The sequence below is a fragment of the Kocuria sp. CPCC 205263 genome (genome assembly GCF_040981075.1).
GTDB lineage: Bacteria > Actinomycetota > Actinomycetes > Actinomycetales > Micrococcaceae > Kocuria > Kocuria rosea.
The window spans coordinates 341,153-365,383 of the sequence record NZ_JAVKPV010000005.1; the positions used below are offsets into that span (position 1 = coordinate 341,153).

Genomic DNA, 24,231 nt, shown 5'->3' on the forward strand with positions numbered 1-24,231 from the left:
CCCCGGCCCCGCGCACCCCCGGGGCGGCCGCACGTGCGGCCGCCCCGGGGGTGCGCCGCTCGGGCCGCGGACCGCAGGCCACGGCCCGCCGCCCGGCGCGGCGGGCGATCAGTGGGCGGCGGTGGACCCCGTGGCGGGCATCGGGGCGTCGTGGGCGCCCAGGGGGTGGGTCCGGTAGTACTCGGCCAGCCGCGCCATGCCCTCCTCGACCGTCACGGACGGCGTCCAGTCGAGCGCCTCGCGGGTGCTCTGCTGCTCGAACCAGTGGGCCGTGGACATCTGCTCGGCCAGGAAGGCCGTCATGGGCGGCTCGTCCGCTCCCGGGCGGACCGACCACACCTTCTCGATGACCGTGCCCGCGAGGCGGGCCAGGACGCCGGGGACCCTGCGCGTGGGCGGCTCCACGCCGGCCGCCCGGCAGAAGCCCGCCACGAGCTCGCCCACGGTGCGGGGCTGGCCGTTCGTGACCACCAGCGCCCGTCCGTGCGCCCACTCGATCCGCTCCAGCGCCCGCACGACCGCCTCGGCCGCGTTGTCCACGTAGGTGGTGTCGATCAGGGCCGCCCCGTGGTCCAGCAGCGGCAGCCGCCCCTTCGCGGCGCGGTCGACGAGCCGCTCGACGAGCTGGGTGTCCCCGGGGCCCCACACGATGTGCGGGCGCACGGCCGTGACGCGCATCCCGCGGCCGTCGGCCTCGAGCGCGAGCAGCTCGGCCGCGGCCTTGGACCGGGCGTAGTTGCCGCGGGCGTGCACGGGGTCGGCCGTCCGGGCGGGCTCGCCCACGATGGAGTCGCCCGTGTGGGCGACCGAGGGCGAGGAGACGAACACCACGTTGTCCACGCCGGCCCGCCGGGCGGTCTCCAGGACCACGCGGGTGCCGGTGACGTTGGTCAGCACGAACTCGTCCCAGTCCCCGGCGAAGGAGACCTTGGCGGCGAGGTGCACGACGTCGTCGACGCCCTCCATGGCCCGCGCCACGGCGTCCGGGTCCGTGACCGAGCCCAGGACCTCCTCGACGTTCGGCTGGTCGGCCAGCGGCGCGTGCCGGCGCTGGAGCAGCCGGACCGTCCAGTGGCGGGCGGCGAGCAGCCGCGCCACGTGCTCCCCGAGCATCCCGGAGGCGCCGGTGACGAGCACCGTCCGCCCGTCGCCGGACAGCTCCTGCCGCCCGCGCTCCACCTCGTGGCTGCCGGTGCCGGCCGGCGGGGCGCCCTCCGTCACGGAGGCGTCGTAGGCGGGGACCTTGTCGTCGTGCGTGCCGTCCTGGCGGTGCTTGCCGTTCACGGATTCCTGATCCTTCCTCCGGCCAGGGCGTGCTCCGCCCATCCGGCCAGCAGGGCTCGGTCGATCTTGGAGTTGTGCCGGATGTCGGTGGGGTGCTCGGGGACAACGAGCACGGCCGCAAGGTCCAGGCCCGTGGCCTCGCGCACGGCGCCGGAGAGCAGCGGGTCGGCGGGGCCCGGGCGCGGGGCCGCCGGGACGGTCTCCACGACGGCCACGGGCACCTGCGTGCCCGCCGGGCCGACCCCGACGACGGCGGTGCGGCCGACGCCGGGCACGGTCTGGGCCGCGTGCTCCGCGGCGACCGGCGTCAGCACGCCGCCGGCCGAGACGATGACGTGGGCGAGGCGGCCCTCGACCCACAGCCGCCCGGCGGCGTCGAAGTGCCCGACGTCCCCGGTGCGGTGCCAGCCGGGCAGCTGGGTGCTGAGGTGCTCCGTGTACCAGAGCCGGTCGTAGCGGTCCTTGACGTGCGGGGCGCGGGCGACGATCTCGCCGGTGACCCCGGGCTCGGTGGTGATCCCGTCGTCGGGGACGCCGTCGGGGCCCAGGGCGGTGACCCCCAGCTCGGCGCCGTGCACGGCGGCGCCCACGCACACGCCGTTGCCGGCGCCGGCCACGGCGGATCCCGCGCTGTCCAGGCCGGCCTGCCGGATGGTCCCGAGGGTCACGTCCGTGAGGGGCAGCCCCTCGGTCATGCCGTAGGGGGTGTGCAGCGTCGCCGCGGGCACGAGCTCCTGCAGCTGCTCCAGGAGCGGCTCCGGGAGGGGGGCCCCGGCCGAGAGCACGAGCTCCACGAGCTCGAGCGCCCGCCGCTGCCCCTCGTCGAGCTCGTGCCGGGTCGCGAGGACGTTGGCGATCGCCGCGGGGGAGAGGAACACCGCCGTGGCCTGGATGGCCGAGGCGGCGTCGGCCAGGGCACGGGCGGTGAGGGTCTTCGGCGCGGTCACGTCCATGTCCGGGGTCACGGACGCGGTGCCCATGGCGGGCCCCAGCAGCGCGAAGGGCGCGAAGCCCGCCACGAGCCCCGTGCCGGCGGTGAGCCCGTACGTGCCGCGCACGGCGTCCCGCATGGCGGAGAGCTGGCGGTGGGTGTAGACGACGCCCTTGGCCGGGCCCGTGGACCCGGAGGTGAACAGCACCGCGGCGTCCGCGTCCGGGTCCGGCGCGGGCAGGTCGGCGCGCGGGGCCGAGTCCAGCAGCGCGGGGACGTCGTGCGCCACGCCGAGGGCCCGGCGGGACACGGGGTCGAGGGCCTCGAGCGAGATCCGGGTGCCCGGCCAGCCGAGGGCCCGGCCGGCGACGAGCGCCCTGCGGATGCCCACGAGCCAGGCTGGGGCGGCCCCCCGCAGCGCCCGGGTGAGGCCCTTGGGACCGAGCCCGGAGTCCGCCACGACGACGACGGCGCCGATGCGCAGGCACGCGTAGAGCAGCGCGGTGAGGTCGGAGCCCGGCGGCACCATGAGGCTCACGCGGTCCCCGGGGCGCACCCCGATGCCGGTGAGCCCGGCGGCGAGGCGGTCCACGCGGTCGGCGAGCTCCGCCCAGCTCAGGCTCGCCCGCACCGGGGCCGCGTGCGCCCCCACGCCCACGTCCCCGGAGGCGGGAGCCATGTCCACGACGGCGAGGCCGAGGTCAGCCCGCCGCGCGTCGAGCTCCGCGGGGAAAGGGACGTGCTCGCCGCGGGAGACGGCGCGCCGCTGCAGGTGCAGCTCGCGGCGGCCGGGGCCGGGGCCGAAGCGGTCCGCGAGCCAGGCCATCACCGGCGTCGCCACGTCCCGGTCCTCGGGCAGCAGGTGCAGGGCTCCCTCGTAGCGGTGGACGTCGGCGTGCGGCATGCGGCGCACGAGGTCCTGCAGGTAGCGCTCCTGGAACACGGGGTCGCCGATGCCCCACAGCAGCAGGGCGGGGACCTCGCGGGCGGCCACGCCGGCGGCGATCTGCTCGTAGCGGGCGTGCGAGGGGTGGTCCGGGGCGGCGGGGATGTCGGCCACGAAGTTGCGGATCGCCTCCCGCCGGGCGCGCGTGGCGTAGGGCGCCCGGTAGGCCGCCCGCACCTCGCGGGACAGGGACGGCTCCGCCAGTGCCAGGGCCACGTCGAGGAAGCTCGTGGTCCGCTCGGTGAGCAGTCCGTGCGCGGCCGGGGCCAGTGCCAGCCGCAGCGAGGCGGGGATCCGCTCGGCGTTGTCGTGGTGGACGGCGGTGTTGGTGAGGATCGTGGCGCGGTGGACGTCCTGGTGCTCCAGGGCCCAGCCGGAGGACACGAGCCCGCCCCAGTCGTGGGCGAGGGTCACCACGGGGGCTTCGCTCGCGTCCAGGCCGAGCTCGGCCGTGAGGTCGCCCAGGTCGCGGACCCGGTCGTCGAGGCGGCGGAAGAGCCCGGTCCGCTCGGAGAACCCCATGTCGAGCTGGTCCACGGCGATCACCCGCCAGGGGTTCGCAGGGTCCGTCCCGGCGGCCAGCACGTCGCGCCACAGGTAGGACCAGGTGGGGTTGCCGTGCACGGCGAGGACCGTGCCCCGCGGGGTGAGCCCGGCGGCCTCCAGGGAGGCCGCGTTGTCGAGGACGTGCCAGCGGCGCCGCCGACCGGGGACCGGCTCCACGGGGGCGGTCGAGGCCACCGTGACCGTGCGGGACCAGGCCGGGTCCACCCCGGGCAGGGGCACCTCCGTCATGGGCAGCCGCGCCGCGTCCGGCCCTCCGCGCTGCTGGGTCGTGGACGGTCGTGTGCGTGCCATGGTCGTGGGGCTCCTCGAGGGTGCGTCTCGTGCGGGGTGTCTCGGGCGGGCGCGGCGTCAGCGCCGGCGGTTCACCAGTCGATCTCCATGTAGGTCGCGTTGAGCCCGGAGCCCACCCCGAGCAGCAGGACGCGCTGGCCGGCCTCGAGCTGCTCGGCCTCCATGGCCAGGGTCATGGGCAGGGCCGCGGCGGCCACGTTGCCCCAGAAGGGGAAGGTCCGGGGGAAGCGCTCCGGGATGATCCCGGTGTCCTCCAGCAGCTTGTCGGTGTGGGACGTGGACACCTGGTGGGCGATGTAGCAATCCATGTCGGTCCAGTCCCAGCCGTCCTCGTGGGCGTCGTGCCAGGCGTCCACGAGTAGGCCCACGCCGTGCTTGAGCAGTCCCGTGGCATCGGTGTACATGCCGTCGAAGCCGCCGATGCACAGCCCGTGGTGCTGGGTGGCGGACCGGGCCACGGAGCCGGTGACGCGGTGGCCCTCGGGGTGCCGGTCGGCCGGGCCGACGACGGCCGCGGCGGCGCCGGCGCCCAGGGTGAGGGTGGCGAACTCGCGCACCACCTGGTCACGGGTGACGTCGGGGCCCTGGAGCCGTTCGTAGGTCTCCCGGTGCCACGGGCTCGGGTCCTCGCCGGCGATGACGACGGCGTAGTCGATCGCGCCCGAGTCGATCATCGTCGAGGCGATCGTGAGCCCGTTGACGAAGCCCAGGCAGGCGTTGGTGACGTCGAAGTTCAGGGCGGAGGTGGGCAAGCCGAGCCGGTCGTGGACCGCGACGGCGACCGCGGGCTCGTAGCCGTCGCGGGTCACCGAGGCGTTGATCAGCAGCCCCACCTGGTCCGGGCGGACGCACGCCTGGGCCAGCGCAGCCTCCGCCGCCTCCACGGCGCCGTCGGTGAAGTGGCGCCCCGGGGCCCACTCGCGCCGCTCCTTGACGCCGGCGAGGCGCTCGAGCAGCCCCTTCGGCATCTTCAGCCTCGCGAAGGTCTCCTCGAGGATCTCGTCGGCTCGCGACGAGGGGACCACCTCGTCGGCCTCCTTCTTGGTGATGGCCAGGAGGGCGGCGTTGCGGTGGCGGATCGTGGAATTACCGGTCAAGGTCTCTGGCTTTCGTTAGGGTCTCGCCGACGCCCCGGCCCGCCCGCGGAGGGCAAGGTCGCGGGGAGGGCAGGTCGTGCTGGTCGCGGTCAGTCTACCGGCCGGTTCCGCAGTGGCGGCCCGGTCTCGGCCGTTTCTCTGTAGGCTGATCATCTTCTCCGCTCCTCTACTCCGCCCGTGCTCGCCGCGGGCGGGTCGGTGCTCCCCGCCGTGCGCGGTGCCCGGCCGGCGGCCGCGGGGCCGTCGGGACGCGCGAGTACAGTGGTGGCGACCCCCCGCCCGACACGCCCACCCCAGGAGACCGGACACCCGTGCACCTGAAGACCCTGACCGTGCGGGGGTTCAAGTCCTTCGCCTCGGCCACCACCTTCGAGTTCGAGCCCGGGGTCACCGCCGTCGTCGGCCCCAACGGCTCGGGCAAGTCCAACGTGGTGGACGCCCTGGCGTGGGTGATGGGGGAGCAGGGCGCGAAGTCCCTGCGCGGCGGGAAGATGGAGGACGTCATCTTCGCCGGCACCGCCGGCCGGGCCCCGCTCGGCCGGGCCCACGTGTCGCTGACCATCGACAACGCCGACGGCGCGCTGCCCATCGAGTACTCCGAGGTCACGATCTCGCGCACGCTCTTTCGCTCGGGGGGCTCCGAGTACGCGATCAACGGCCGGCCGTGCCGGCTGCTCGACATCCAGGAGCTGCTCTCCGACTCCGGGCTGGGCCGGGAGATGCACGTCATCGTGGGCCAGGGCCAGCTCGACCGCATCCTGCACGCCACCCCGGAGGAGCGCCGCGGCTTCGTCGAGGAGGCGTCCGGGGTCCTCAAGCACCGGCGCCGCAAGGAGCGGACGCTGCGCAAGCTCGAGGCGATGCAGGCCAACCTCGACCGGCTCGAGGACCTCACCGCCGAGATCCGCCGCCAGCTCACCCCGCTGGGCCGGCAGGCCAGGACGGCCCGGCGCGCCCAGCGGATCCAGCATGACGTCCGCGACGCCCGCGCCCGGCTGCTGGCCGACGACCTCGTGCAGGCCCGCACGAGCCTCGCCGTCGACGAGGACGCCGAGCGCCGGCTGCGCGCCGAGCGCGCCGAGGCCGAGCAGGCCCTCGACACCGGCCGCGCCCGGCAGGCCGACGTCGAGGCCCGCGCCGCCGAGGCGACCCCCGCCCTGAACGCCGCACGGGACACGTGGTACCAGCTCACCGCCGTGCAGGAGCGCTACCGGTCCCTCACCTCGCTCGCCGCCGAGCGGCGCCGGCTGCTCGGCGCCGCCGCCGAGCCCGCGGACCCGGGGCGGGACCCGGACCGGCTCGACGCCCAGGCTGCCCGCACCCGCGAGGAGCAGCACCAGCTCCTCGAGCAGGTCGAGGACGCCGTCGACGTCCTCGCCGAGGCCATCCAGGAGCGCGAGGACGCGGAGGCCGCGGCGCGCGACCAGGACGGCGTGGTCACCGGTCTGCTCCGGGCGGCCGCCGACCGCCGGGAGGGCACGGCCCGGCTCACCGGCGCGGTCGCGGCGGCCCGCTCCCGGGTCGAGGCGGCCGAGAACGAGCTCTCGCGCCTGCACACCACCCACGCGGACGCCGGGCGGCGCCGGGTGCAGGCGGGCACCGAGGCCGACGGCCTGGCGCTCGCGGCCCAGGACGCGGCCGGCGCCGCCGAACGGGCCCGCGCCCGCCACGAGCAGGACGCCGAGGCCGCCGCCGGGGCCCGCGCCGCCGCACGGGAGGCCGAGGCCGCGGCCCAGGAGTTGCTGCGCGCCCACGACGCCCAGCGCGCCCGCGCCGAGACCCTGCGCGGCGCCCTGCGCCAGCCCGACGGCTCCGCGGCGGTCCTCGACGGGCACGCCGACGCCGTGCTCGGCGCCGTCGTCGACCTCGTCGACGTCGAGCCCGGCTGGGAGCGGGCGGTCACCGCCGCCATGGGCCCCTTCGCCGAGGCCCTCGCCGTGCGCTCCCACGGCGCGGCCGTCTCCGTCTTCGAGTCCCTGCGCGCCGACGGCGTGGGCCGGGTGCACCTGCTGGTGGCCGCCGGCGCCCCCGGCCGGTCCGGCCCCGCCCCGGCGCTCCCCGACCGTCCCGGGGTCCGGCCCGCCGCCGCCGTGCTGCGGGACGGCGAGGGCGCCGGCCCGGGCGACGACGACGCCCGGCGCGGCGCGGACGCCGTAAGGGCCCTGCTCGCCGCGACCGTGCTCACGGAGGACGCCGCCACGGCCGCCCGGATCGTGGCCGACCGGCCCGAGCTGACGGCCGTCACCCGGGGCGGCGACGTGTTCACGGGCAGCAGCGCCTGGGGCGGCGCCGCGGAGGCGGCCAGCACGCTCGAGACCCGCGCCGCGGCCGAGGCCGCCGAGGCGGAGCGGGCCGAGCTCGCCGCGGCCCTCGACCGGGCGCGGGCCGCCTCCGGCGCGGCGGCCGCGGCGCGGGACGCCGCCCGCCGGGCCGCCGAGGAGACCGCGGGGCTGCTGCGCGCCGCCGAGCGCACCGCGGACCGGGCCGCGTCCGACCTCTCCCGGGTCCGGGCCGTGCTGGACTCGGCCGAGGCGGAGACCCGGCGCTACGACGAGCAGGTCGCGGCCGCGCGGGAGCACCTGGCCCGGGAGCAGGAGCGGCTGCGCGAGGCCGCCGAGCGGCTCGGGGCCGCCGAGGAGCACGGCGAGGAGGTCACCGAGACCGTCCAGCTCGAGGCCGCCGCCCGCCGCGACGAGCTGCACCGGGCCGCCACGACGGCCCGCACCGCGGAGACGGAGGCCCGGCTCGCCCTGCGCTCCCTCGAGGAGCAGGCCCGGGCCCTCGGCAACCGGGCCGCCTCCCAGGAGCGGGCCGCCGCCGCCGAGCGCCGGGCGCGGGAGGAGGCGGAGCGGCGGGCCCGGCGCCGCCGGATCCGGGCCCGCAACGCCGAGGCGGTGCTCGCCGGCGCCGAGCAACTGCTCGAGCTCGTGGCGGCGTCCGCGGCGGTCGCCGCCGCGGAGCGGGACCGGGCCGAGGCCGTCCGCGCCGGGCTGAACGCGGAGCTGACGGACCTGCGCGCCGCCAACGACCAGCTCGCCGCGCGGCTCGCCGGGCTCACCGACTCCGTGCACCGGGACGAGCTGGCCCGCACCCAGCAGCGCGCCCGGATCCAGGCCCTGGAGGACCGCTCCCTCGAGGAGCTGGGGCTCACCCCGGACGCGCTCGTGGAGCACTACGGACCGCACCTGCTGATCCCCGACCCCGGCCCCGACCCCGGGGCGCCGCAGGACGACGCGCCGGCGGCGGCCGAGAACGGCCAGGACGCCCTGTTCGGCGTCGCGTCCGGCGACCCGGCCGAGGCCGCGGGAGGCGCCCCCTACGTGCGCGCCCAGCAGGAGGCGCGGCTACGCCGGGCCGAGAAGGAGCTCGCCTCCCTGGGGCGGGTGAACCCGCTGGCGCTGGAGGAGTTCGCCGCCCTCGAGGAGCGCCACCGCTTCCTGGCCGAGCAGCTCGAGGACCTCAAGCGCTCGCGGCAGGACCTGCGCAGCATCATCCGCGACGTCGACGAGCACGTGGAGCGCGTCTTCGCGGAGGCCTACGCCGACACCGCCCGGGAGTTCGAGGGCGTCTTCGCCACCCTGTTCCCGGGCGGGAAGGGCCGGCTGCGCCTCACCGACCCCACGGACATGCTCACCACCGGGATCGACGTGGAGGCGCGCCCGGCCGGCAAGAAGATCAAGCGGCTGTCCCTGCTCTCCGGCGGGGAGCGGTCGCTGACGGCGATCGCGCTCCTCGTGGCGATCTTCAAGGCCCGCCCCTCGCCCTTCTACGTCATGGACGAGGTCGAGGCGGCTCTCGACGACCGCAACCTCGGGCGACTGCTGAGCATCTTCCGCCAGCTGCAGGAGACCTCGCAGCTGATCATCATCACCCACCAGAAGCGGACCATGGAGATCGCCGACGCCCTCTACGGGGTCGCGATGCGCGGGGACGGCGTGACCACCGTGATCGGGCAGCGGCTCGCCGAGCTGCGCTGAGCCCGGCGCCGGGGCCGCTACTGCCCGGCGCCGCGCACGGGCGGGGTCTCGGGCCGCTCCATCGTGTCCCGCACCGGCAGCCAGGCCCCGGCGGCCAGCAGCATGATCGCCCCGGAGACCCCGAAGGCCCAGCCGAAGCCCGCGGCGTCGGCCAGCGCACCGGCCACCACGGGGCCGAGGATCTGCCCGGCGTCGGCGCTCATCTGGAACCGGGCCAGCACCGGTCCGCCGGCCCGGTCCGGTCCGATGACGTCGGCCACGGTCGCCTGCTGGCCCGGATTCAGGGTCCCGGAGCCCATTCCGGCCACGAGCGAGAGGACCACGAACCACGGGACGTCCTGGACCAGGCCCAGCCCCATGGTCGCGACCCCGTTGAGCACCAGGCCGGAGAGCACGAGCGGCCTCCGCCCGAACCGGTCCGTGAGCCGGCCGGTGACCGGCAGGGTCATCGCGTTGCCCGCGGCGTAGACCGCCAGGGCCAGGCCGGCCACGGCCGGGCCGGCCCCCAGCACGGCCACCGCGAACAGCGGCACGAGGGCCACCCTGATCCCGTGGGCGGTCCACCCGTTGGCGAAGCTGGAGACCAGGGCGGAGCGGTAGGCCCCCACTCGGCGCGCCTCGGCCACGGTCATCACCGGCTGGTTCCGGCGGTCCCCGCCGGCGCCGAGCACCTCGTCCTTGAGCCGGAAGTGCACCACGGCCACGGCCACCAGCAGCGACACCGCGTAGATCAGGAACGGCGCCTGCATGCCGAAGCCGGCGAGCAGGCCGCCGACCACGGGGCCGAGCACCCCGCCCACCAGGAACGCGGAGGCGTAGTAGCCCGAGACCCGCCCACGCATCCGCGGCGGTGCCAGCCGCACGATCAGCCCCATCGCCGAAATCGTGAACATCACCGAGCCGATCCCGCCGAGCCCCCGGAACAGCAGCAGCTGCCAGTAGGTCTGGGCGAAGGCGGTGGCCGCGGAGGACAGCGCGACGATGAGCACGCCGGTCACGTAGGTCGGGCGCTCGCCGATCCGGTTCAGGATCCGCCCGCCCGCCGGCGCGAAGAGGAGGCGGGCCACGGCGAAGACGCTGACCACGGCCGAGGCCGCGGCCACCCCGACGCCGAAGGTCGTGGCGAACTGGGGGAGCACCGGAGCCACGATGCCGTAGCCGATCGCGATGACGAAGGCGGCGGCGATGAGCACCGTGATCTGCTGGGGAACGCGGTCGCGCTCGGGCGCGGCGGCGGCGGGCTGGACAGGCACCCGTCGAGTCTAGGACCCCGGGCGGCGGCCCGGCCCCGCGGCCGCGGCCCGGGGACCGGGCGGTGTGAGAAGCTGGGCGACGTGGATTCGATACCCGTTCTCGCTTACGTGCTCATCGCCGTCGTGGTCCTCGGTCTGCTCGGGCTGGTCCTGTTGCGGGGGCCCAAGGCGCCCCGCGGCGGCTACCCCTCCACCCGGGACCCCGACGACCTCGAGGGCGGCCCCGTCGCGGCCCCCGGGGACCTGGAGCCCGGCACCGCCCCGGTCCCGCCCGCCGACGCCCGGCCGGCCCTCGACCGCCCCGAGTCCGCCGCGTCCCGGATGGCGCGGCTGCGCGGGCGGCTGGCCCGGTCCAACAACGTCTTTGGCAAGGGCCTGCTGGCCCTGCTCTCGCGCGACCGCATCGACCAGGACGTGTGGGACGAGATCGAGGAGACGCTGCTCCTCGCCGACCTCGGCACCGACTCGTCCATGGCCCTCGTCGAGGCCCTCCAGCGCCGGGTCAAGGTCGAGGGCACCAACGACCCCGCCCACGTGAAGGCCATGCTCCGGGAGGAGCTCCTCGCGCTGGTCGACCCGTCGATGGACCGGTCCCTGGCCGTGGAGCGCAAGGGGGCGGTCCCCGCCGTCGTCCTCGTGGTGGGCGTCAACGGCGTGGGCAAGACCACCACCGTGGGCAAGCTCGCGCGCGTGCTCGTCGCCGAGGAGAAGGACGTGGTGCTCGGGGCCGCGGACACCTTCCGCGCCGCGGCCGCCGACCAGCTCTCCACCTGGGGCGCCCGCGTGGGCGTGCCCACCGTGCGCTCGCACGTCGAGGGCGCCGACCCCGCCTCGGTGGCCTACGACGCCGTGACCGCCGGCATCGAGCACGAGGTGGACGTCGTGATGATCGACACCGCCGGCCGGCTCCAGAACAAGGCGGGGCTGATGGACCAGCTCGGGAAGATCAAGCGGGTCGTGGAGAAGGCCGCCGCGGTCGACGAGGTGCTGCTCGTCATCGACGCAACCACCGGGCAGAACGGCATGACTCAGGCGCGGGTCTTCGCCGAGGTGGTCGACGTCACCGGCATCGTCCTCACCAAGCTGGACGGCACCGCCAAGGGTGGCATCGTGGTCGCCATCCAGAAGAGCCTCGGGGTGCCGGTCAAGCTCATCGGCCTCGGCGAGGGACCCGACGACCTCGCGCCCTTCGAACCCGAGAGCTTCGTGGACGCCCTGCTCGACTGATCCGTCCCCCGATCGCCCCACACGCCCGCCGCAGTTTACGTGCTCGTAACCATTGCGGCGGGCGTGAAACATGCCCGCAACCCCGCGCGGCGGCGGGCGAAACATCTCTCTCGGACACTCGACAGTGAACGGTGAGCACCGGACGGCCCCTCGGGGAACGGGCCAGTGGCACCGGTGACCTGACAACCTTCAGAGAGAGGTGCACATCGTGGATATCACCGCTGGACACGTGTGGACGATCGTGGCGGCAGCCCTGGTCTTCTTCATGACCCCCGGACTGGCCCTGTTCTACGGAGGGATGACCCGCGCCAAGGGCGTCCTGAACATGATGATGATGAGCTTCATCTCCATCGCGTTCGTCTCCGTGGTGTGGGTCCTGTGGGGCTACTCCATGAGCGGCGGGGACCCGCTGCTGGGCGGGCTCACGGGCAGCCCCGTGCCGTCCTTCGCCCTGGCCGACATCATGGGCACCGAGGACCTCCTCGGCGCCGCCTACGGCGGGACCTTCGCCATCATCACCGTCGCCCTGATCTCCGGGGCCATCGCCGACCGGGCCCGCTTCGGCGCCTGGGCCGTGTTCGTGCCCGTCTGGGCCACGCTCGTCTACGCCCCCCTGGCCTACATGGTCTGGGGCGGCGGGCTGCTCACCGAGGACGGCGCCGTGGGCTCCGCGATCGGCGAGGCCATCGACTTCGCCGGCGGCCTCGTGGTGCACATTAACGCCGGCGTGGCCGCGCTGATCCTCATCATGATCGTCGGCGCCCGCCAGGGCTTCGGCAAGGACCCGAGCCAGCGCCCCCACAACCTTCCGCTCGTGATGCTGGGCGCCGCGATCCTGTGGTTCGGCTGGTTCGGCTTCAACGCCGGTGCCGCGGGCACCGCCGAGCAGGCCGGCCTCATCTGGATCAACACCCTCGTGGCCCCCTCCGCGGCCATGCTGGGCTGGCTGCTCACCGAGCGCATCCGCGACAAGCACGCCACCTCCCTGGGCGCCGCCTCCGGCGCCGTGGCCGGGCTCGTGGCCATCACCCCGGCCTGCGCCAACGTCTCCCCGGTCTGGGCGATCGTGATCGGCTTCGTGGCCGGCATCTGCTCCGCCCTCGCCGTGGGCCTGAAGTACCGGCTGCGCATGGACGACTCCTTGGACGTCATCGGAGTGCACCTCGTCTCCGGCATCGTCGGCACCGTGGCCCTGGGCTTCGTGGCGCTGCCCTCCGAGGGCACCGCGGGCCTGTTCTACGGCGGCGGCTTCGGCCTGCTGCTCACCCAGGTCGTCGCGGTGCTCGTCTCGGTCCTGTACTGCGCCGTGCTCACCTTCGTCATCGCCATCGCGATCGACAAGACCATCGGCTTCCGGATCCCGGAGCGGGACGAGATCGACGGCATCGACATCACCCAGCACGCCGAGTCCGGCTACGCCCTGGCCGGGGACGCCACGGGCTCCTTCAGCCCCGGCCGGCACGCCGCGGGCGAGGACGCCTCGTCCTTCGAGCCCGGCCGCTCCGAGCCGGTGCACAGCTGAGCCGTGCGGCGACCGCCGGCTCATCCCACCCTCACGAAAGGCTCCCCTTCATGAAACTCGTCACCGCGATCGTGCGCCCCGAGAAGTTCAAGGACATCAAGTCCGCCCTTGAGTCCTACGGCGTCCAGGGCATGACGGTCCAGAACGTGCACGGCTACGGGCAGCAGCGCGGGCACACCGAGGTCTACCGCGGCGCGGAGTACACGGTGGACCTGCTCGAGAAGGTCCGGGTCGAGATCCTCGTGGACAACCACCAGGCCACGGACATCGTCGACGTCATCGTCTCCTCCGCGAACACCGGCCGCGCCGGTGACGGGAAGGTGTGGGTCACCGACGTGCACCAGGCCGTGCGCGTGCGCACCGGCGAGCGCGACGAGACGGCGCTCTGACCCCACCCGTCCCGACGGCCGGCCCCCTCCACCGGGAGAGGGCCGGCCGTCGTCGTCCCCGCACGGAGACGGGGCGGGCCCCGCGCCGCCCGGAGTTGCTAACCTTGGACACTGACCCGCCACACCGGGCCGGGCCGCGGCCTGCGGCGCAGACCGCGGGGCACCGGCCGCCTCCCTCGACGAAAGCAGCTTTCGACCCGTGTTCAATTCACTGTCCGACCGGTTGACCGCCACCTTCAAGAACCTCAAAGGCAAGGGACGCCTGACCGAGGCGGACGTCGACGCCACCGTGCGGGAGATCCGCCGCGCCCTGCTCGACGCCGACGTCGCCGTGCCGGTCGTGCGGGAGTTCACCGCCGCGGTCAAGGAGCGCGCCCTCGGGCTCGAGGTCTCCGAGGCGCTGAACCCCGGCCAGCAGGTCGTGAAGATCGTCAACGAGGAGCTGCAGAACATCCTCGGCGGTCAGACCCGCCGGATCCGGATGGCCAAGACCGGGCCCACGATCATCATGCTCGCCGGCCTCCAGGGCGCCGGCAAGACCACCCTGGCCGGCAAGCTCGGCAAGTGGCTCAAGGGCCAGGGCCACCGCCCCCTGCTCGTGGCCTCCGACCTCCAGCGGCCCAACGCGGTCACCCAGCTCAAGGTCGTGGGCGAGCGCGCCGGCGTGCCGGTCTTCGCCCCGCATCCGGGCACCACCTCGGAGTTCGACGACCCCACGGGCGACCCCGTGCAGGTCGCCCGGGACGGCGTGGCCCAGGCCCGCGCGCGGCTGCACGACGTGGTCATCGTGGACACCGCCGGCCGCCTCGGCATCGACGAGGCCCTCATGGACCAGGCCCGCGACATCCGCGACGCCGTCCGGCCCGACGAGGTGCTCTTCGTCATCGACGCCATGATCGGCCAGGACGCCGTGAACACGGCCCAGGCCTTCAACGAGGGCGTCGACTTCACCGGCGTGGTCCTGTCCAAGCTCGACGGCGACGCCCGCGGCGGTGCCGCGCTGTCCGTGGCCTCCGTGACCGGCAAGCCCATCATGTTCGCCTCCACCGGGGAGAACGTCGACGACTTCGAGCAGTTCCACCCGGACCGCATGGCGTCCCGCATCCTCGACATGGGCGACGTCCTCACGCTGATCGAGCAGGCCGAGAAGCAGTGGGACCGCGACGAGGCCGAGAAGATGGCCCGGAAGTTCACCGACCAGGAGGACTTCACCTTCGAGGACTTCCTCGCGCAGATGCAGCAGCTGCGCAAGATGGGGTCGATGAAGAAGATGCTCATGATGATGCCGGGCGCCGCCGGCATGCGCGAGCAGCTCGAGAACTTCGACGAGCGCGAGATCGACCGCGTCGAGGCCATCGTCCGGTCCATGACCCCGCACGAGCGGGTCGCGCCCAAGATCATCAACGGCTCCCGCCGCGCCCGCATCGCGAAGGGCTCGGGCGTCACCGTCTCCGAGGTGAACCAGCTCATGGAGCGCTTCGCGCAGGCGCAGAAGATGATGAAGCGCCTGGCCCAGGGCAAGGGCGTGCCCGGCATGCCCGCCGGCATCCCCGGCATGCCCGGCGCGGGCGGCGGCCCGAAGAAGGGCAAGGGCAAGGGCTCCGCGAAGAAGGGCGGGTCCCGCTCCGGCAACCCCGCCAAGCGGGCGCAGGAGAACGCGGCCCTCGAGCAGCAGCGCAAGCAGAAGGCGCCCGCCGGATCGGCGTTCGGCGCGGCACCGGGGCAGCCGGACCCCGCGGACCTGAACCTGCCCAAGGGCTTCGAGAAGTTCCTGGGGCAGTGATCGCGCCGTGAGCTCCTACCTGTCAGAGACCGAGCTGAAGCAGTTCGTCGACTCGCTGCCCACCCGCCGCCTCGCCGCGGAGGCCCTCATCCGGGACCCCGAGGGCCGCGTGCTCCTCGTGGAGCCCAACTACAAGTCCGACTGGACCGTGCCCGGAGGCACCGTCGAGGCGGGGGAGGACCCCCGCACCGGGTGCTTCCGCGAGGTCGTCGAGGAGGTCGGCCTGCACCTGCCCGAGGGCCGGCTCCTCGTCGTCCACCACGGCGTGGCGATGGGCCTGTGGGGGGACTCGGTCTCCTTCGTCTACGACGGCGGCGTCATCAACGCCGACACGCCCATCACGATCCAGGAGGAGGAGCTGCTCAGCCACCGCTGGACGGCGCCGGAGGACCTGGACCGGTACCTGCGGCCCGGGCTGGCCCGCCGCCTGCGGGCGGGCCTGGCCGCCCTCGAGGACGGCACCACGGCCGAGCTCGTCGACGGGCCCCGCTGAGCGACCCGGGGCCACCCGGCGCACGCCCCGGGCCCCCGGCCGGGCCCCGGCGACGGCGTAGCATGGACGCCATGACCTCACTCCCCGCCGACGACATCGCGTCCCCCACCTCCGCGTGGGACCTGGTCCCGGCCACGGTGCTGTGCGCGACGGAGTCCACCGCGTCCGAAGGACCCGGGCCGCGCCCCACCTGCGAGGGGATGCGCAAGGTCATCGCCCACCACCGCCTGATCAGCGCCTACGCCGAGGGCCCCCGGGCCACACAGCTGATGTTCCTCGCCGACGCCGAGGGCCGGCTGGCGCAGGGGGCCGAGGACGGCTCCGTGCAGCCCGGCTGCACCCTCGACGAGCTCTCCGAGACCTTCGTGCGGATGACCGGCCAGCAGCTCCAGCCCGAGCACCCGGGACTGCGCCGGGTGCTGCTCGTGCACCTGGACGCCCCCGAGCTGCCCGTGCTGGCGGCCCTGTCCGGCACCGGCTTCACCGCCGTGTCCCGGCACGGCTGGTCCGTGGTGGTCTTCGACGCCGAGGTCGACTTCTGGGCCGTGCGCACCGGTCTCGCCGAGACCGCCGTGGCGCTGTCCTCGGACGGGGCCACCCGCTCCTTCGAGGTCCTGCTCGCGGGGGAGGACCCGGCGTCCGTCACCGATCTCGAGGCGGCCGACGCCGTGTGCGCCCTCGAGTGGGGCCCCGACTGGCTCCCCGCGGGCGGGGTGTCCGTCGAGGCCGAGCAGACGCCGGCCGCCCGGTTCGAGCGCGACCTCGTCCGGCTGTGCTCCGGCGGCACCTCGGACCTGCAGATCGAGTCCGTGGCCTCCGTCTTCGACCTGGACCCGGCCGAGACCAACCGGCTGCGCAACTACGTGCTGGGGGGGTCCACCGACCTGGTCCTGGAGTCCGTCCTGCAGCTGCTGGGCCTGCCCGTGCTCGCCGCCAAGGTCGTCGAGGGCCACCGTGAGCTCACGGCCACCGAGGGCGCCGAGCACTACGAGCCCACGGGCGTGGGCTCGGCCCTGCTGCGGGGGATGACCACCGAGCCCACCGGCGACGGGCTGTTCGCGCGGTACCAGCGGGCCCTCGTCCGCCGCCCGGAGCTGCTGCTGGCCGTGGCCGGCACCGAGACGGCCCTCGGGGTGGGGCTCGCCGGCGCGGCCCGGCGCGGCGGGGCCGGGGCGCGCGTGCTCGGCACCCTCTCCGCGGCGCTGCTCGCGGACGCCGCCGCGGAGAGCGCCTACTACGCCGCCCTGCGCGGCGCGCGCCGCCGCCGGAACGAGGAGCGGCCCGCGGCCCCCGGGCCCACCGCCCAGCTCCCGGAGCCGTCCGCCGCCCCCGGCTCGCGAGCGCGCCTGCGCCGCTTCTTCGGCCTGCACCGCGGCTGAGCGCCCCCGCAGGATCCCCCGCGGGGCGGAAGTCCCGCGCCGCCGCCGCGGGCTACCGTGGGGGCGTGCACACCCGACCCACCACCGACCCGGACGCGGGACCGGACCCGGCCCCCGTCCGGCGCGCTCCGCTCGCGGTGCGCGTCACCGCCTGGCTGAACGACCCCGAGGACCCGTTCTGGTCCCGGCCCGCGCCCACGGCGGCCCAGCGGCGCAACGACGTGCTGGCCGCCCTGGGCTTCCTGCTCGTCTCCCTCCTCGCCTCCGTGCTGCTGCACAGCTACGCGGGGCTCGCGGAGGGGGACGAGCCCTGGCGCTTCTACCTCAGCACCGTGCTCATCGTGGTGCCCCTCGCCGTGCGCCGTCGCTTCCCGCTGCCGGTCGTGGTCGCGTCCTCCGCGCTGTTCCTGGGCCTGACGTACGCGAGCCCCACGGCCGCCATGACGCTGCCCTTCCAGGGCGCCTACTTCGCGGCCCTCTACGCCGCCGTCGCCTGGTCGCGCGACCGCCAGGCCCTGTGGGTCGCGATGTCGGTGGTCGTGGGCACCATGGGCCTGTGGCTGCTCGGCGCCTTCACCATCACCAACGCCTACGCGGACTTCCTCTCCGGTCTTGGCGAGGTCGACGGGCCGCTGCCCCAGCTGCCGTCCTACGCGGTGTTCACCCTGATCGTGAACGCCGTGTACTTCGGTGGGGCGGTGCTGGCCGGGCGCGCGTCCTGGCGGTCCGCGCTGCAGCAGCACCGCCTCGCGGCCCAGGCGCAGCGGATCCGGGAGCAGTCCGCCGAGATCGCCCGCCGCGCCGTCGTCGACGAACGGCTGCGCATCGCCAGGGAGCTGCACGACGTCGTCGCCCACCACGTGTCCGTCATCGGCATCCAGGCGGGGGCGGCGCGCAAGGTTCTGGACCGTGACCCCGCCGCCGCCACCACCGCCCTGCGCACGATCGAGACGTCCAGCCGGACCGCCGTGGGGGAGATGCGCCAGCTGCTCGGCGTGCTCCGCGCCGATGGCGAGGAGGGCGCCCCGGGCCCCGGCGGAGGCGACCCCGACGCCGCGCGCCGGCCGGACCCCGGCCTCGCCGACATCGCCGCCCTCGCCCGCCGGCACGCGGACAACGGGCTCGCGGTGGACGTCCGCACCGTCGAGGCCGTCCCGGGTGACCTGGACAGGATCCCGCCGGCCCTCGGCCTGTCCGTCTTCCGGTGCGCCCAGGAGTCCCTGTCCAACGTGATCCGCCACTCCACGGCCGGCACTGCGTCCGTCACCCTGCGCACCGGCCGCGGCCCGGAGGGGCAGCCCTGGTTCGAGCTCGAGGTCCTCGACGACGGCTCGCCCCGCCGCGGCACCGCCGGCACCGGGTTCGGCCTCCAGGGGCTGCGCGAGCGCGTGCGCCTGCACGGCGGCGAGGCGGAGATCGGGCCGCGCTCCGGCCGGCCCGGCTGGCGGGTCCGCACCCGCTGCCCCCTGCCTGCCGGCGGCACCGGGGAAGACGCCCCGGACGCGGCCGCCGCCGGCGCCTCCGGCACCCCGGACGGGATTCTGCGAGGATCGGAGGCATGATCCGTGTCCTGCTCGCCGACGACCACGCCCTCGTGCGCTCCGGCTTCGCCATGGTCCTGTCCGTGGAGGACGACATCGAGGTCGTGGCCCAGGCCTCCGACGGCGCGGAGGCCGTCGCCGCCGCCCGCGACGGGGCCGTGGACGTGGCCCTGCTCGACGTGCAGATGCCGGTCATGGACGGCATCGAGGCCACCCGCCGGATCGTCGGGACCGGGTGCGCGAAGGTCGTGATCGTCACCACGTTCGACCGCGAGGACTACCTCTTCGACGCGCTCGCCGCCGGGGCCAGCGGGTTCCTGCTGAAGAACGCCGACCCGGACGACCTCGTGGAGGCCGTGCGCGCCGTGGCCGGCGGCCACGCGCTGCTCGCCCCCGAGGCCACGCTGCGCGTCATCCGGGCCCTGACCGCGGACGCCCCGGCACCCGCCCCCGAGGCCGCTCCCGCGCCGGCCGACCCCCCGCCGTCCGACCCCGCCCGGCGCCGGGTCGTCGAGTCCCTCACCGAGCGGGAGCACGAGGTGCTGCTGCTGGTCTCGGACGGGCTGTCCAACGCGGAGATCGCCCAGCGGCTGTACCTCGGGCCCGCCACCGTCAAGACGCACGTGTCCAACATCCTCGCCAAGACGGGCTCCCGGGACCGGGTGCAGGCCGTCGTCTTCGCCCACCGGGCGGGCCTCGTCGACTGAGCGGGCTCCGCCCCGGGACGGAGGCCACCGGCCGCGACCCGCTCCCCGGGGCGCCCCGCACTCCGCCCGGGTGGGGATCCGCCGGGGCCCCCGCGTTCGTAGGCTGACCACGAGCCGCCCGGCACCCACCGGGAGGACGCACCCCGAGAGGACCCGGGCCCATGAGCACCAGCACCACCCCCGCCGCGACCACGACCCGCTTTCGGAGCCGCCCCGAGGGGCACGTCCTGGAGGCGCGGAGCCTGAGCCGGTCCTTCGGGGGCCGCACCGTGGTCGAGGACGTCTCCTTCCGGGTCGAGCCCGGCCGGATGACCGGCTTCGTCGGCGCCAACGGCGCGGGCAAGACCACGACCATGCGGATGCTGATGGGCGTGCTGCGCGTCTCCGCCGGCGAGGTCCTGTGGGACGGCCGTCCCGCCACCGCGGCGGACCGAGCCCGGTTCGGGTACATGCCCGAGGAGCGGGGGCTCTACCCCAAGCAGCCGGTGCTCGACCAGCTCGGCTACCTCGGCCGGCTCCACGGCATGGACCGCAGGGACGCCCTCGCGGAGGCCGGGCGGCTGCTGGAGCGCTTCGGCCTGGCCGAGCGCGGGAAGGACAGGCTGGAGTCCCTCTCCCTCGGCAACCAGCAGCGGGTGCAGGTCGCCGCCGCGCTCCTGCACGGGCCCGCCGCCCTGGTGCTGGACGAGCCGTTCTCCGGCCTGGACCCCGTGGCGGTGGACTCCATGGTCGAGCTGCTGCGCGAGCACACGGCCCAGGGCGTGCCCGTGCTCTTCTCGAGCCACCAGCTCGACCTCGTCGACCGGCTCTGCGACTCCCTGGTCGTCCTCTCCGGCGGCCGGGTCCTGGCCTCCGGCCCGGCCGAGGACCTGCGCCGCACCGGTCCCCGCCGGCACCGGCTGCGCTGCGAGCAGGACGCCGGCTGGGTGCGGGACCTGCCGGGCGTGCGCGTCGTCGACGTCGACGGACCGGCCGCGGTGCTCGAGCTCGAGGACGCCGCCGCCCGCCGCCGTGTCCTCGAGACCGCCGTGCCCCGCGGGCTCCTGGAGTTCGCCGAGATCGTGCCCTCCCTGTCCGACGTCTACCGGGAGGTCACCCGATGAGCGCCCGCCCGCCCGCAGCCCGTCCCTGGTGGATCGTCACGTCCCGCGAGATCTCCGTCAAGCTGCGGGACCGGTCCTTCCTGCTCTCCACGGTGGTCACGGTGCTCCTCGTGGCCGCCTCGATCGCCGCCTCCGCCCTGTTCGGGGGCCAGGCCGCCGACCACGTCCTGGCGACCGCGGCGCCCGACGCGGCGCCCGTCGCGGCGCGGGCCGCGCAGGAGCTGGCGGATCGCGGCGAGGACACTCTCACCGTGCACTCCGCCCACTCCCCGGACGCGGCCCGCGAGGCGGTGGCCGACGGGACCGCCGACGCCGCTCTGCTGCGGGACCTCGACGGGTGGACGGTGGTCGGCCAGGACGACGTCGACCCCGCCCTCGGCCGGGTCCTCGAGGACGCGGTGGCCGCGGAGACGCTGGCGGCCGGCGCCCGGGCCGCCGGGACGACCGCCGAGGAGCTGACCGCGGGTGCCGAGGTGCGCACCGAGCTGCTGTCCGGCGGCCAGGACCGCGGCCCCGCACGGCTCGTGGTGGGCTTCGTCTTCGCGTTCCTGTTCTACCTGGCCGCCATCCTCTTCGGCATGGCCATCGCCAACTCCGTGCTCGAGGAGAAGCAGAACCGGGTCGTGGAGATCCTGGCCACCGCCGTCCCCGTCCGGCAGCTGCTCTACGGCAAGGTGCTCGGCAACTCCCTGCTCGCGTTCGGTCAGATCGGGCTCTACGCCGCCGTCGGCCTCGTCGGCGTCAACGTCACGGGCGCCGCCGCGGACGTCGGCTGGATCCTCGCCGCGTCCGGCTGGTTCGTGGCCTTCTTCGTGGCAGGCTTCGCCGCGCAGGCCTCCGTCTGGGCGGTCCTCGGCTCCCTGGCCTCCCGCTCCGAAGACCTGCAGACGAACACCGGGCCGATCATGACGGTGCTCATCGGAGCCCTCTTCGTGGGCCTCTACGCCGAGGGCGCGTGGCTCACGGCCGCGTCCTTCGTCCCGGTCGTCTCCTCGGTGGCGATGCCCATCCGGATGCTGGACGGCGGCGTCGCCTGGTGGCAGCCCGTGCTGTCCCTCGCGCTGGCCCTGGCCGCGGCCTGGGTGCTGCTGCGCCTCGGGGAGCGGATCTACCAGCGCGCCGTGTTCCAGGGCGGACGCTCCCTCACGTGGCGGGAGGCCGCACGCCTCGAGCAGTGAGCGGGCAGCGCGCCGCGGGACGCCGGACTTGACGGCGTCTGGCATACTGGACGGGTACTCGATGCGTGCGGTCCCTCTCGCCGCACGTTTCTCGTGTCCACAGAACCCCTGTGACCGGCCCGCCCCACGGGAGCGAGACCAGGGCGTTCACCTCATCCAAGAACCAGGAGAGTCCACACCAGTGGCTGTTAAGATCCGTCTCAAGCGCATGGGCAAGATGCGCGATCCCCGTTACCGCGTCGTCGTCGTCGACTCCCGCAAGAAGCGCGACGGCCGCGTCATCGAGGAGATCGGCAAGTACCACCCGACCGAGCACCCCTCCTACATCGAGGTCGTCTCGGACCGCGCCCAGTACTGGCTCGGCGTCGGCGCCCAGCCGTCCGAGGCCGTCGCCGCCATCCTGAAGGTGACCGGCGACTGGCAGCGGTTCAAGGGCGAGGAGGGCGCCGAGGGCACCCTCCGGACGCGCGAGCCCAAGGCCGAGTTCGTCGCCCCCGACAAGGGCTCCGTGGTCGTCCCCGAGGCGATCACCCCCAAGGGCGAGAAGGCCGAGCCGGCCGCCCCCGGTGCCGAGTCCGACGACGCCCCCGCGGCTGACGCCGAGAAGGCCGAGTAGTCATGCTCGCCGACGCGTTGGAGCACCTGGTCCGCGGGATCGTGGACAGCCCCGATGACGTCGACGTCCGTGTCAAGAGCGGGCGCCGGTCGGAGACCCTCGAGGTCCGGGTGCACCCGGACGACCTCGGGCGGGTCATCGGCCGCCAGGGCCGCACGGCCAAGGCGCTGCGCACCGTCGTGGGCGCACTCGCCGAGGACGGCCCGGTCCGGATCGACGTCGTCGACACCGACCGCACCCGCTGAGGCGCGCACCGGGCGCCCCGGCCTCCGGTCCCGCCGCCCGCACGGTCCCCGCATCCGCACCGGATGCGGGGACCGTCGGCTTTTCCCCGCCACCGCACCCCTCCCCGCGGCCACCTGGCCGCCGACCCCCAGGAGATCCATGAAGGTCCAGGTCGCCCGCGTCGGCAAGCCCCACGGCATCCGGGGGGAGGTCACCGTGCAGCTGTTCACCGACGCCCCGGAGGAGCGCTTCGCCCCCGGGGCCCGGCTGCTGCTCGAGCCGTCCGGCCCTCTCGCCCCCGAGGGCGTGGTCACCGTGCGCGGGGCGCGCTGGAACAAGGCCGTGCTCGTGGTGGCCCTCGAGGAGGTCCCCGACCGCAACGGGGCCGAGACCCTGCGTGGGGCCCGCCTCTACGCCGAGGCGCTGGAGGAGGACCCCGAGTCCGACGAGTGGTACGAGCACGAGCTGGTCGACCTCGAGGTGCGCACCGGCCCCGAGGACGGATCGGGCCCGCGGATCGGCGTGGTCACCGGGCTGCGCACCCTGCCCGTCCAGGACCTGCTGGAGATCGAGCTCGACGAGGGACGGCGCGAGGCCGTGCTCCCCTTCGTCGAGGAGATCGTGCCGGTCGTCGACCCCGAGGGGGGCTTCGTCGTGGTGACCCCTCCGCCGGGGCTGCTCGAGCTCGGCCTCGACGAGGGCAAGCCCGACGACGGGAACGGCGACGACGGGAACCCCGGCGGCGGGGACCCCGGCACCGGGGACTCCGCGGACGGGGCGCCGGAGGGCGGGCGCTGATGCGCATCGACGTCGTCAGCATCTTCCCCGAGTACCTCTCCGCCCTGGACCTCTCCCTGATCGGCAAGGCCCGGCAGCAGGGCCTTCTCGAGCTGACCGTGACGGACCTGCGCGAGTTCACGACCGACCGGCACCGCACCGTGGACGACACCCCCTACGGCGGCGGGGCCGGCATGGTCATGAAGCCGGAGCCGTGGGCCGCGGCGCTCGGCGCCGTCCTCGGCGGCGGACCCGCGCCCGCGGGGGAGCGGCCGGTGCTGGTCGTGCCCTCCCCGGCCGGTGAGGTCTTCACCCAGGCCACCGCCCGCGAGCTGGCCCTGCGGGAGCACCTCGTCTTCGCGTGCGGGCGCTACGAGGGCATCGACGAGCGCGTGGTCGACTGGTCCCGCGAGCACTTCGAGGTCCGCCCCATGAGCCTCGGCGACTACGTCCTCAACGGCGGGGAGGTCGCCGTGCTCGCCATGGTCGAGGCCATCGGGCGCCTCGTGCCCGGCGTGGTCGGCAACCCCGAGTCCCTCGTGGAGGAGTCCCACGCCGACGGCCTGCTCGAGTACCCCGTCTACACCAAGCCCGCGCTGTGGCGGGACCGCCCGGTCCCCGAGGTCCTGCTCTCCGGCCACCACGGCCGGATCGCCCGCTGGCGGCGGGACCGCCAGCTGCAGCGCACCGCGGCCCGCCGCCCCGACCTCGTCGCGTCCCTCGACCCCGCCGGCCTGGACCGCGCGGACCGCGCCGTCCTGGCCGAGGCGGGGTGGGTCGTCTCGGGCGGACACGTGGTGCGCGCCGGGGACGGCGCCTCCGGGGAACCTGTGGCATAATGTTCAGCTGTGTGTCTGCTGGGCACGCCCCTGCCGCAGGGGGATGAGCGACCAACAGCCGGACACCCGGGACCCCGAACAGGGCTCCCGTCACCACGTCTTGCGG

The 24,231-nt window shown here is 75.2% G+C and carries 19 protein-coding genes; 15 read left to right on the plus strand and 4 right to left on the minus strand.

Annotated elements, in window-relative coordinates:
• Positions 1-108 precede the first annotated feature (108 nt).
• The 3 genes from RF647_RS10460 to RF647_RS10470 all read right to left on the minus strand — a co-directional run bounded on the left by RF647_RS10460 (position 109) and on the right by RF647_RS10470 (position 5,116).
• A complete protein-coding gene (locus tag RF647_RS10460; protein WP_368811636.1) occupies positions 109-1,284 on the minus strand; it encodes an NAD-dependent epimerase/dehydratase family protein in 1,176 nt (391 codons plus the stop codon).
• Positions 1,281-3,956, minus strand: a complete 2,676-nt coding sequence (locus RF647_RS10465) for an alpha/beta fold hydrolase (protein ID WP_368811665.1) — start codon at positions 3,954-3,956, stop codon at positions 1,281-1,283. Before RF647_RS10465 ends, RF647_RS10460 begins: the two co-directional genes overlap by 4 nt.
• Positions 3,957-4,090: 134 nt before the next feature.
• Entirely contained in the window at positions 4,091-5,116 is a 1,026-nt protein-coding gene (locus tag RF647_RS10470; protein WP_368811637.1) for a 3-oxoacyl-ACP synthase III, read from the minus strand.
• A gap of 311 nt (positions 5,117-5,427) precedes the next feature.
• Here RF647_RS10470 and smc point away from each other — a divergent pair, with 311 nt between their 5' ends.
• Positions 5,428-9,093, plus strand: coding sequence for a chromosome segregation protein SMC (smc, locus tag RF647_RS10475; protein ID WP_368811638.1), 3,666 nt, complete (start codon positions 5,428-5,430; stop codon positions 9,091-9,093).
• 17 nt (positions 9,094-9,110) lie between these two features.
• Here smc and RF647_RS10480 read toward each other — a convergent pair whose 3' ends face one another.
• Positions 9,111-10,346, minus strand: a complete 1,236-nt coding sequence (locus RF647_RS10480) for an MFS transporter (RefSeq protein ID WP_368796761.1) — start codon at positions 10,344-10,346, stop codon at positions 9,111-9,113.
• 81 nt (positions 10,347-10,427) lie between these two features.
• Between RF647_RS10480 and ftsY the strand changes: the two genes are divergently transcribed.
• The 14 genes from ftsY (at position 10,428) to trmD (ending at position 24,125) form a co-directional block, all read left to right on the plus strand.
• Positions 10,428-11,573 carry a signal recognition particle-docking protein FtsY gene (ftsY, locus tag RF647_RS10485; RefSeq protein WP_368811639.1) on the plus strand — a complete coding sequence of 382 codons (1,146 nt, stop codon included), beginning with the start codon at positions 10,428-10,430 and terminating at the stop codon, positions 11,571-11,573.
• Between the two features lie 208 nt (positions 11,574-11,781).
• Positions 11,782-13,095 carry an ammonium transporter gene (locus RF647_RS10490; RefSeq protein ID WP_368811640.1) on the plus strand — a complete coding sequence of 438 codons (1,314 nt, stop codon included), beginning with the start codon at positions 11,782-11,784 and terminating at the stop codon, positions 13,093-13,095.
• A 50-nt stretch (positions 13,096-13,145) separates the two neighbouring features.
• Complete coding sequence (locus RF647_RS10495) at positions 13,146-13,484, plus strand: P-II family nitrogen regulator (protein ID WP_017833766.1); 339 nt, start codon at positions 13,146-13,148, stop codon at positions 13,482-13,484.
• A 199-nt stretch (positions 13,485-13,683) separates the two neighbouring features.
• On the plus strand, positions 13,684-15,267 hold the full coding sequence (gene ffh / locus RF647_RS10500) for a signal recognition particle protein (RefSeq protein ID WP_144836312.1): 1,584 nt from the start codon (positions 13,684-13,686) through the stop codon (positions 15,265-15,267).
• Between the two features lie 7 nt (positions 15,268-15,274).
• Complete coding sequence (locus RF647_RS10505; RefSeq protein ID WP_368811641.1) at positions 15,275-15,760, plus strand: NUDIX domain-containing protein; 486 nt, start codon at positions 15,275-15,277, stop codon at positions 15,758-15,760.
• A 71-nt stretch (positions 15,761-15,831) separates the two neighbouring features.
• On the plus strand, positions 15,832-17,139 hold the full coding sequence (locus tag RF647_RS10510) for a hypothetical protein (RefSeq protein ID WP_368811642.1): 1,308 nt from the start codon (positions 15,832-15,834) through the stop codon (positions 17,137-17,139).
• Positions 17,140-17,204: 65 nt separating this feature from the next.
• Entirely contained in the window at positions 17,205-18,701 is a 1,497-nt protein-coding gene (locus RF647_RS10515; protein ID WP_368811643.1) for a sensor histidine kinase, read from the plus strand.
• Entirely contained in the window at positions 18,698-19,387 is a 690-nt protein-coding gene (locus tag RF647_RS10520; RefSeq protein ID WP_368811644.1) for a response regulator, read from the plus strand. The genes RF647_RS10515 and RF647_RS10520 overlap by 4 nt, the downstream gene beginning before the upstream one ends.
• 161 nt (positions 19,388-19,548) lie before the next feature.
• A complete protein-coding gene (locus RF647_RS10525) occupies positions 19,549-20,490 on the plus strand; it encodes an ABC transporter ATP-binding protein (RefSeq protein WP_368811645.1) in 942 nt (313 codons plus the stop codon).
• A complete protein-coding gene (locus RF647_RS10530; protein WP_368811646.1) occupies positions 20,487-21,668 on the plus strand; it encodes an ABC transporter permease in 1,182 nt (393 codons plus the stop codon). Before RF647_RS10525 ends, RF647_RS10530 begins: the two co-directional genes overlap by 4 nt.
• A 181-nt stretch (positions 21,669-21,849) precedes the next feature.
• Positions 21,850-22,284 carry a 30S ribosomal protein S16 gene (gene rpsP, locus RF647_RS10535; protein ID WP_368811647.1) on the plus strand — a complete coding sequence of 145 codons (435 nt, stop codon included), beginning with the start codon at positions 21,850-21,852 and terminating at the stop codon, positions 22,282-22,284.
• 2 nt (positions 22,285-22,286) lie between these two features.
• Entirely contained in the window at positions 22,287-22,529 is a 243-nt protein-coding gene (locus tag RF647_RS10540; RefSeq protein ID WP_017833757.1) for an RNA-binding protein, read from the plus strand.
• Positions 22,530-22,668: 139 nt separating this feature from the next.
• Positions 22,669-23,307: a ribosome maturation factor RimM gene (rimM, locus tag RF647_RS10545; protein WP_368811648.1), complete on the plus strand. Its 639-nt coding sequence runs from the start codon at positions 22,669-22,671 to the stop codon at positions 23,305-23,307.
• Positions 23,307-24,125, plus strand: coding sequence for a tRNA (guanosine(37)-N1)-methyltransferase TrmD (trmD, locus tag RF647_RS10550; RefSeq protein ID WP_109222455.1), 819 nt, complete (start codon positions 23,307-23,309; stop codon positions 24,123-24,125). Before rimM ends, trmD begins: the two co-directional genes overlap by 1 nt.
• Positions 24,126-24,231 lie beyond the last annotated feature (106 nt).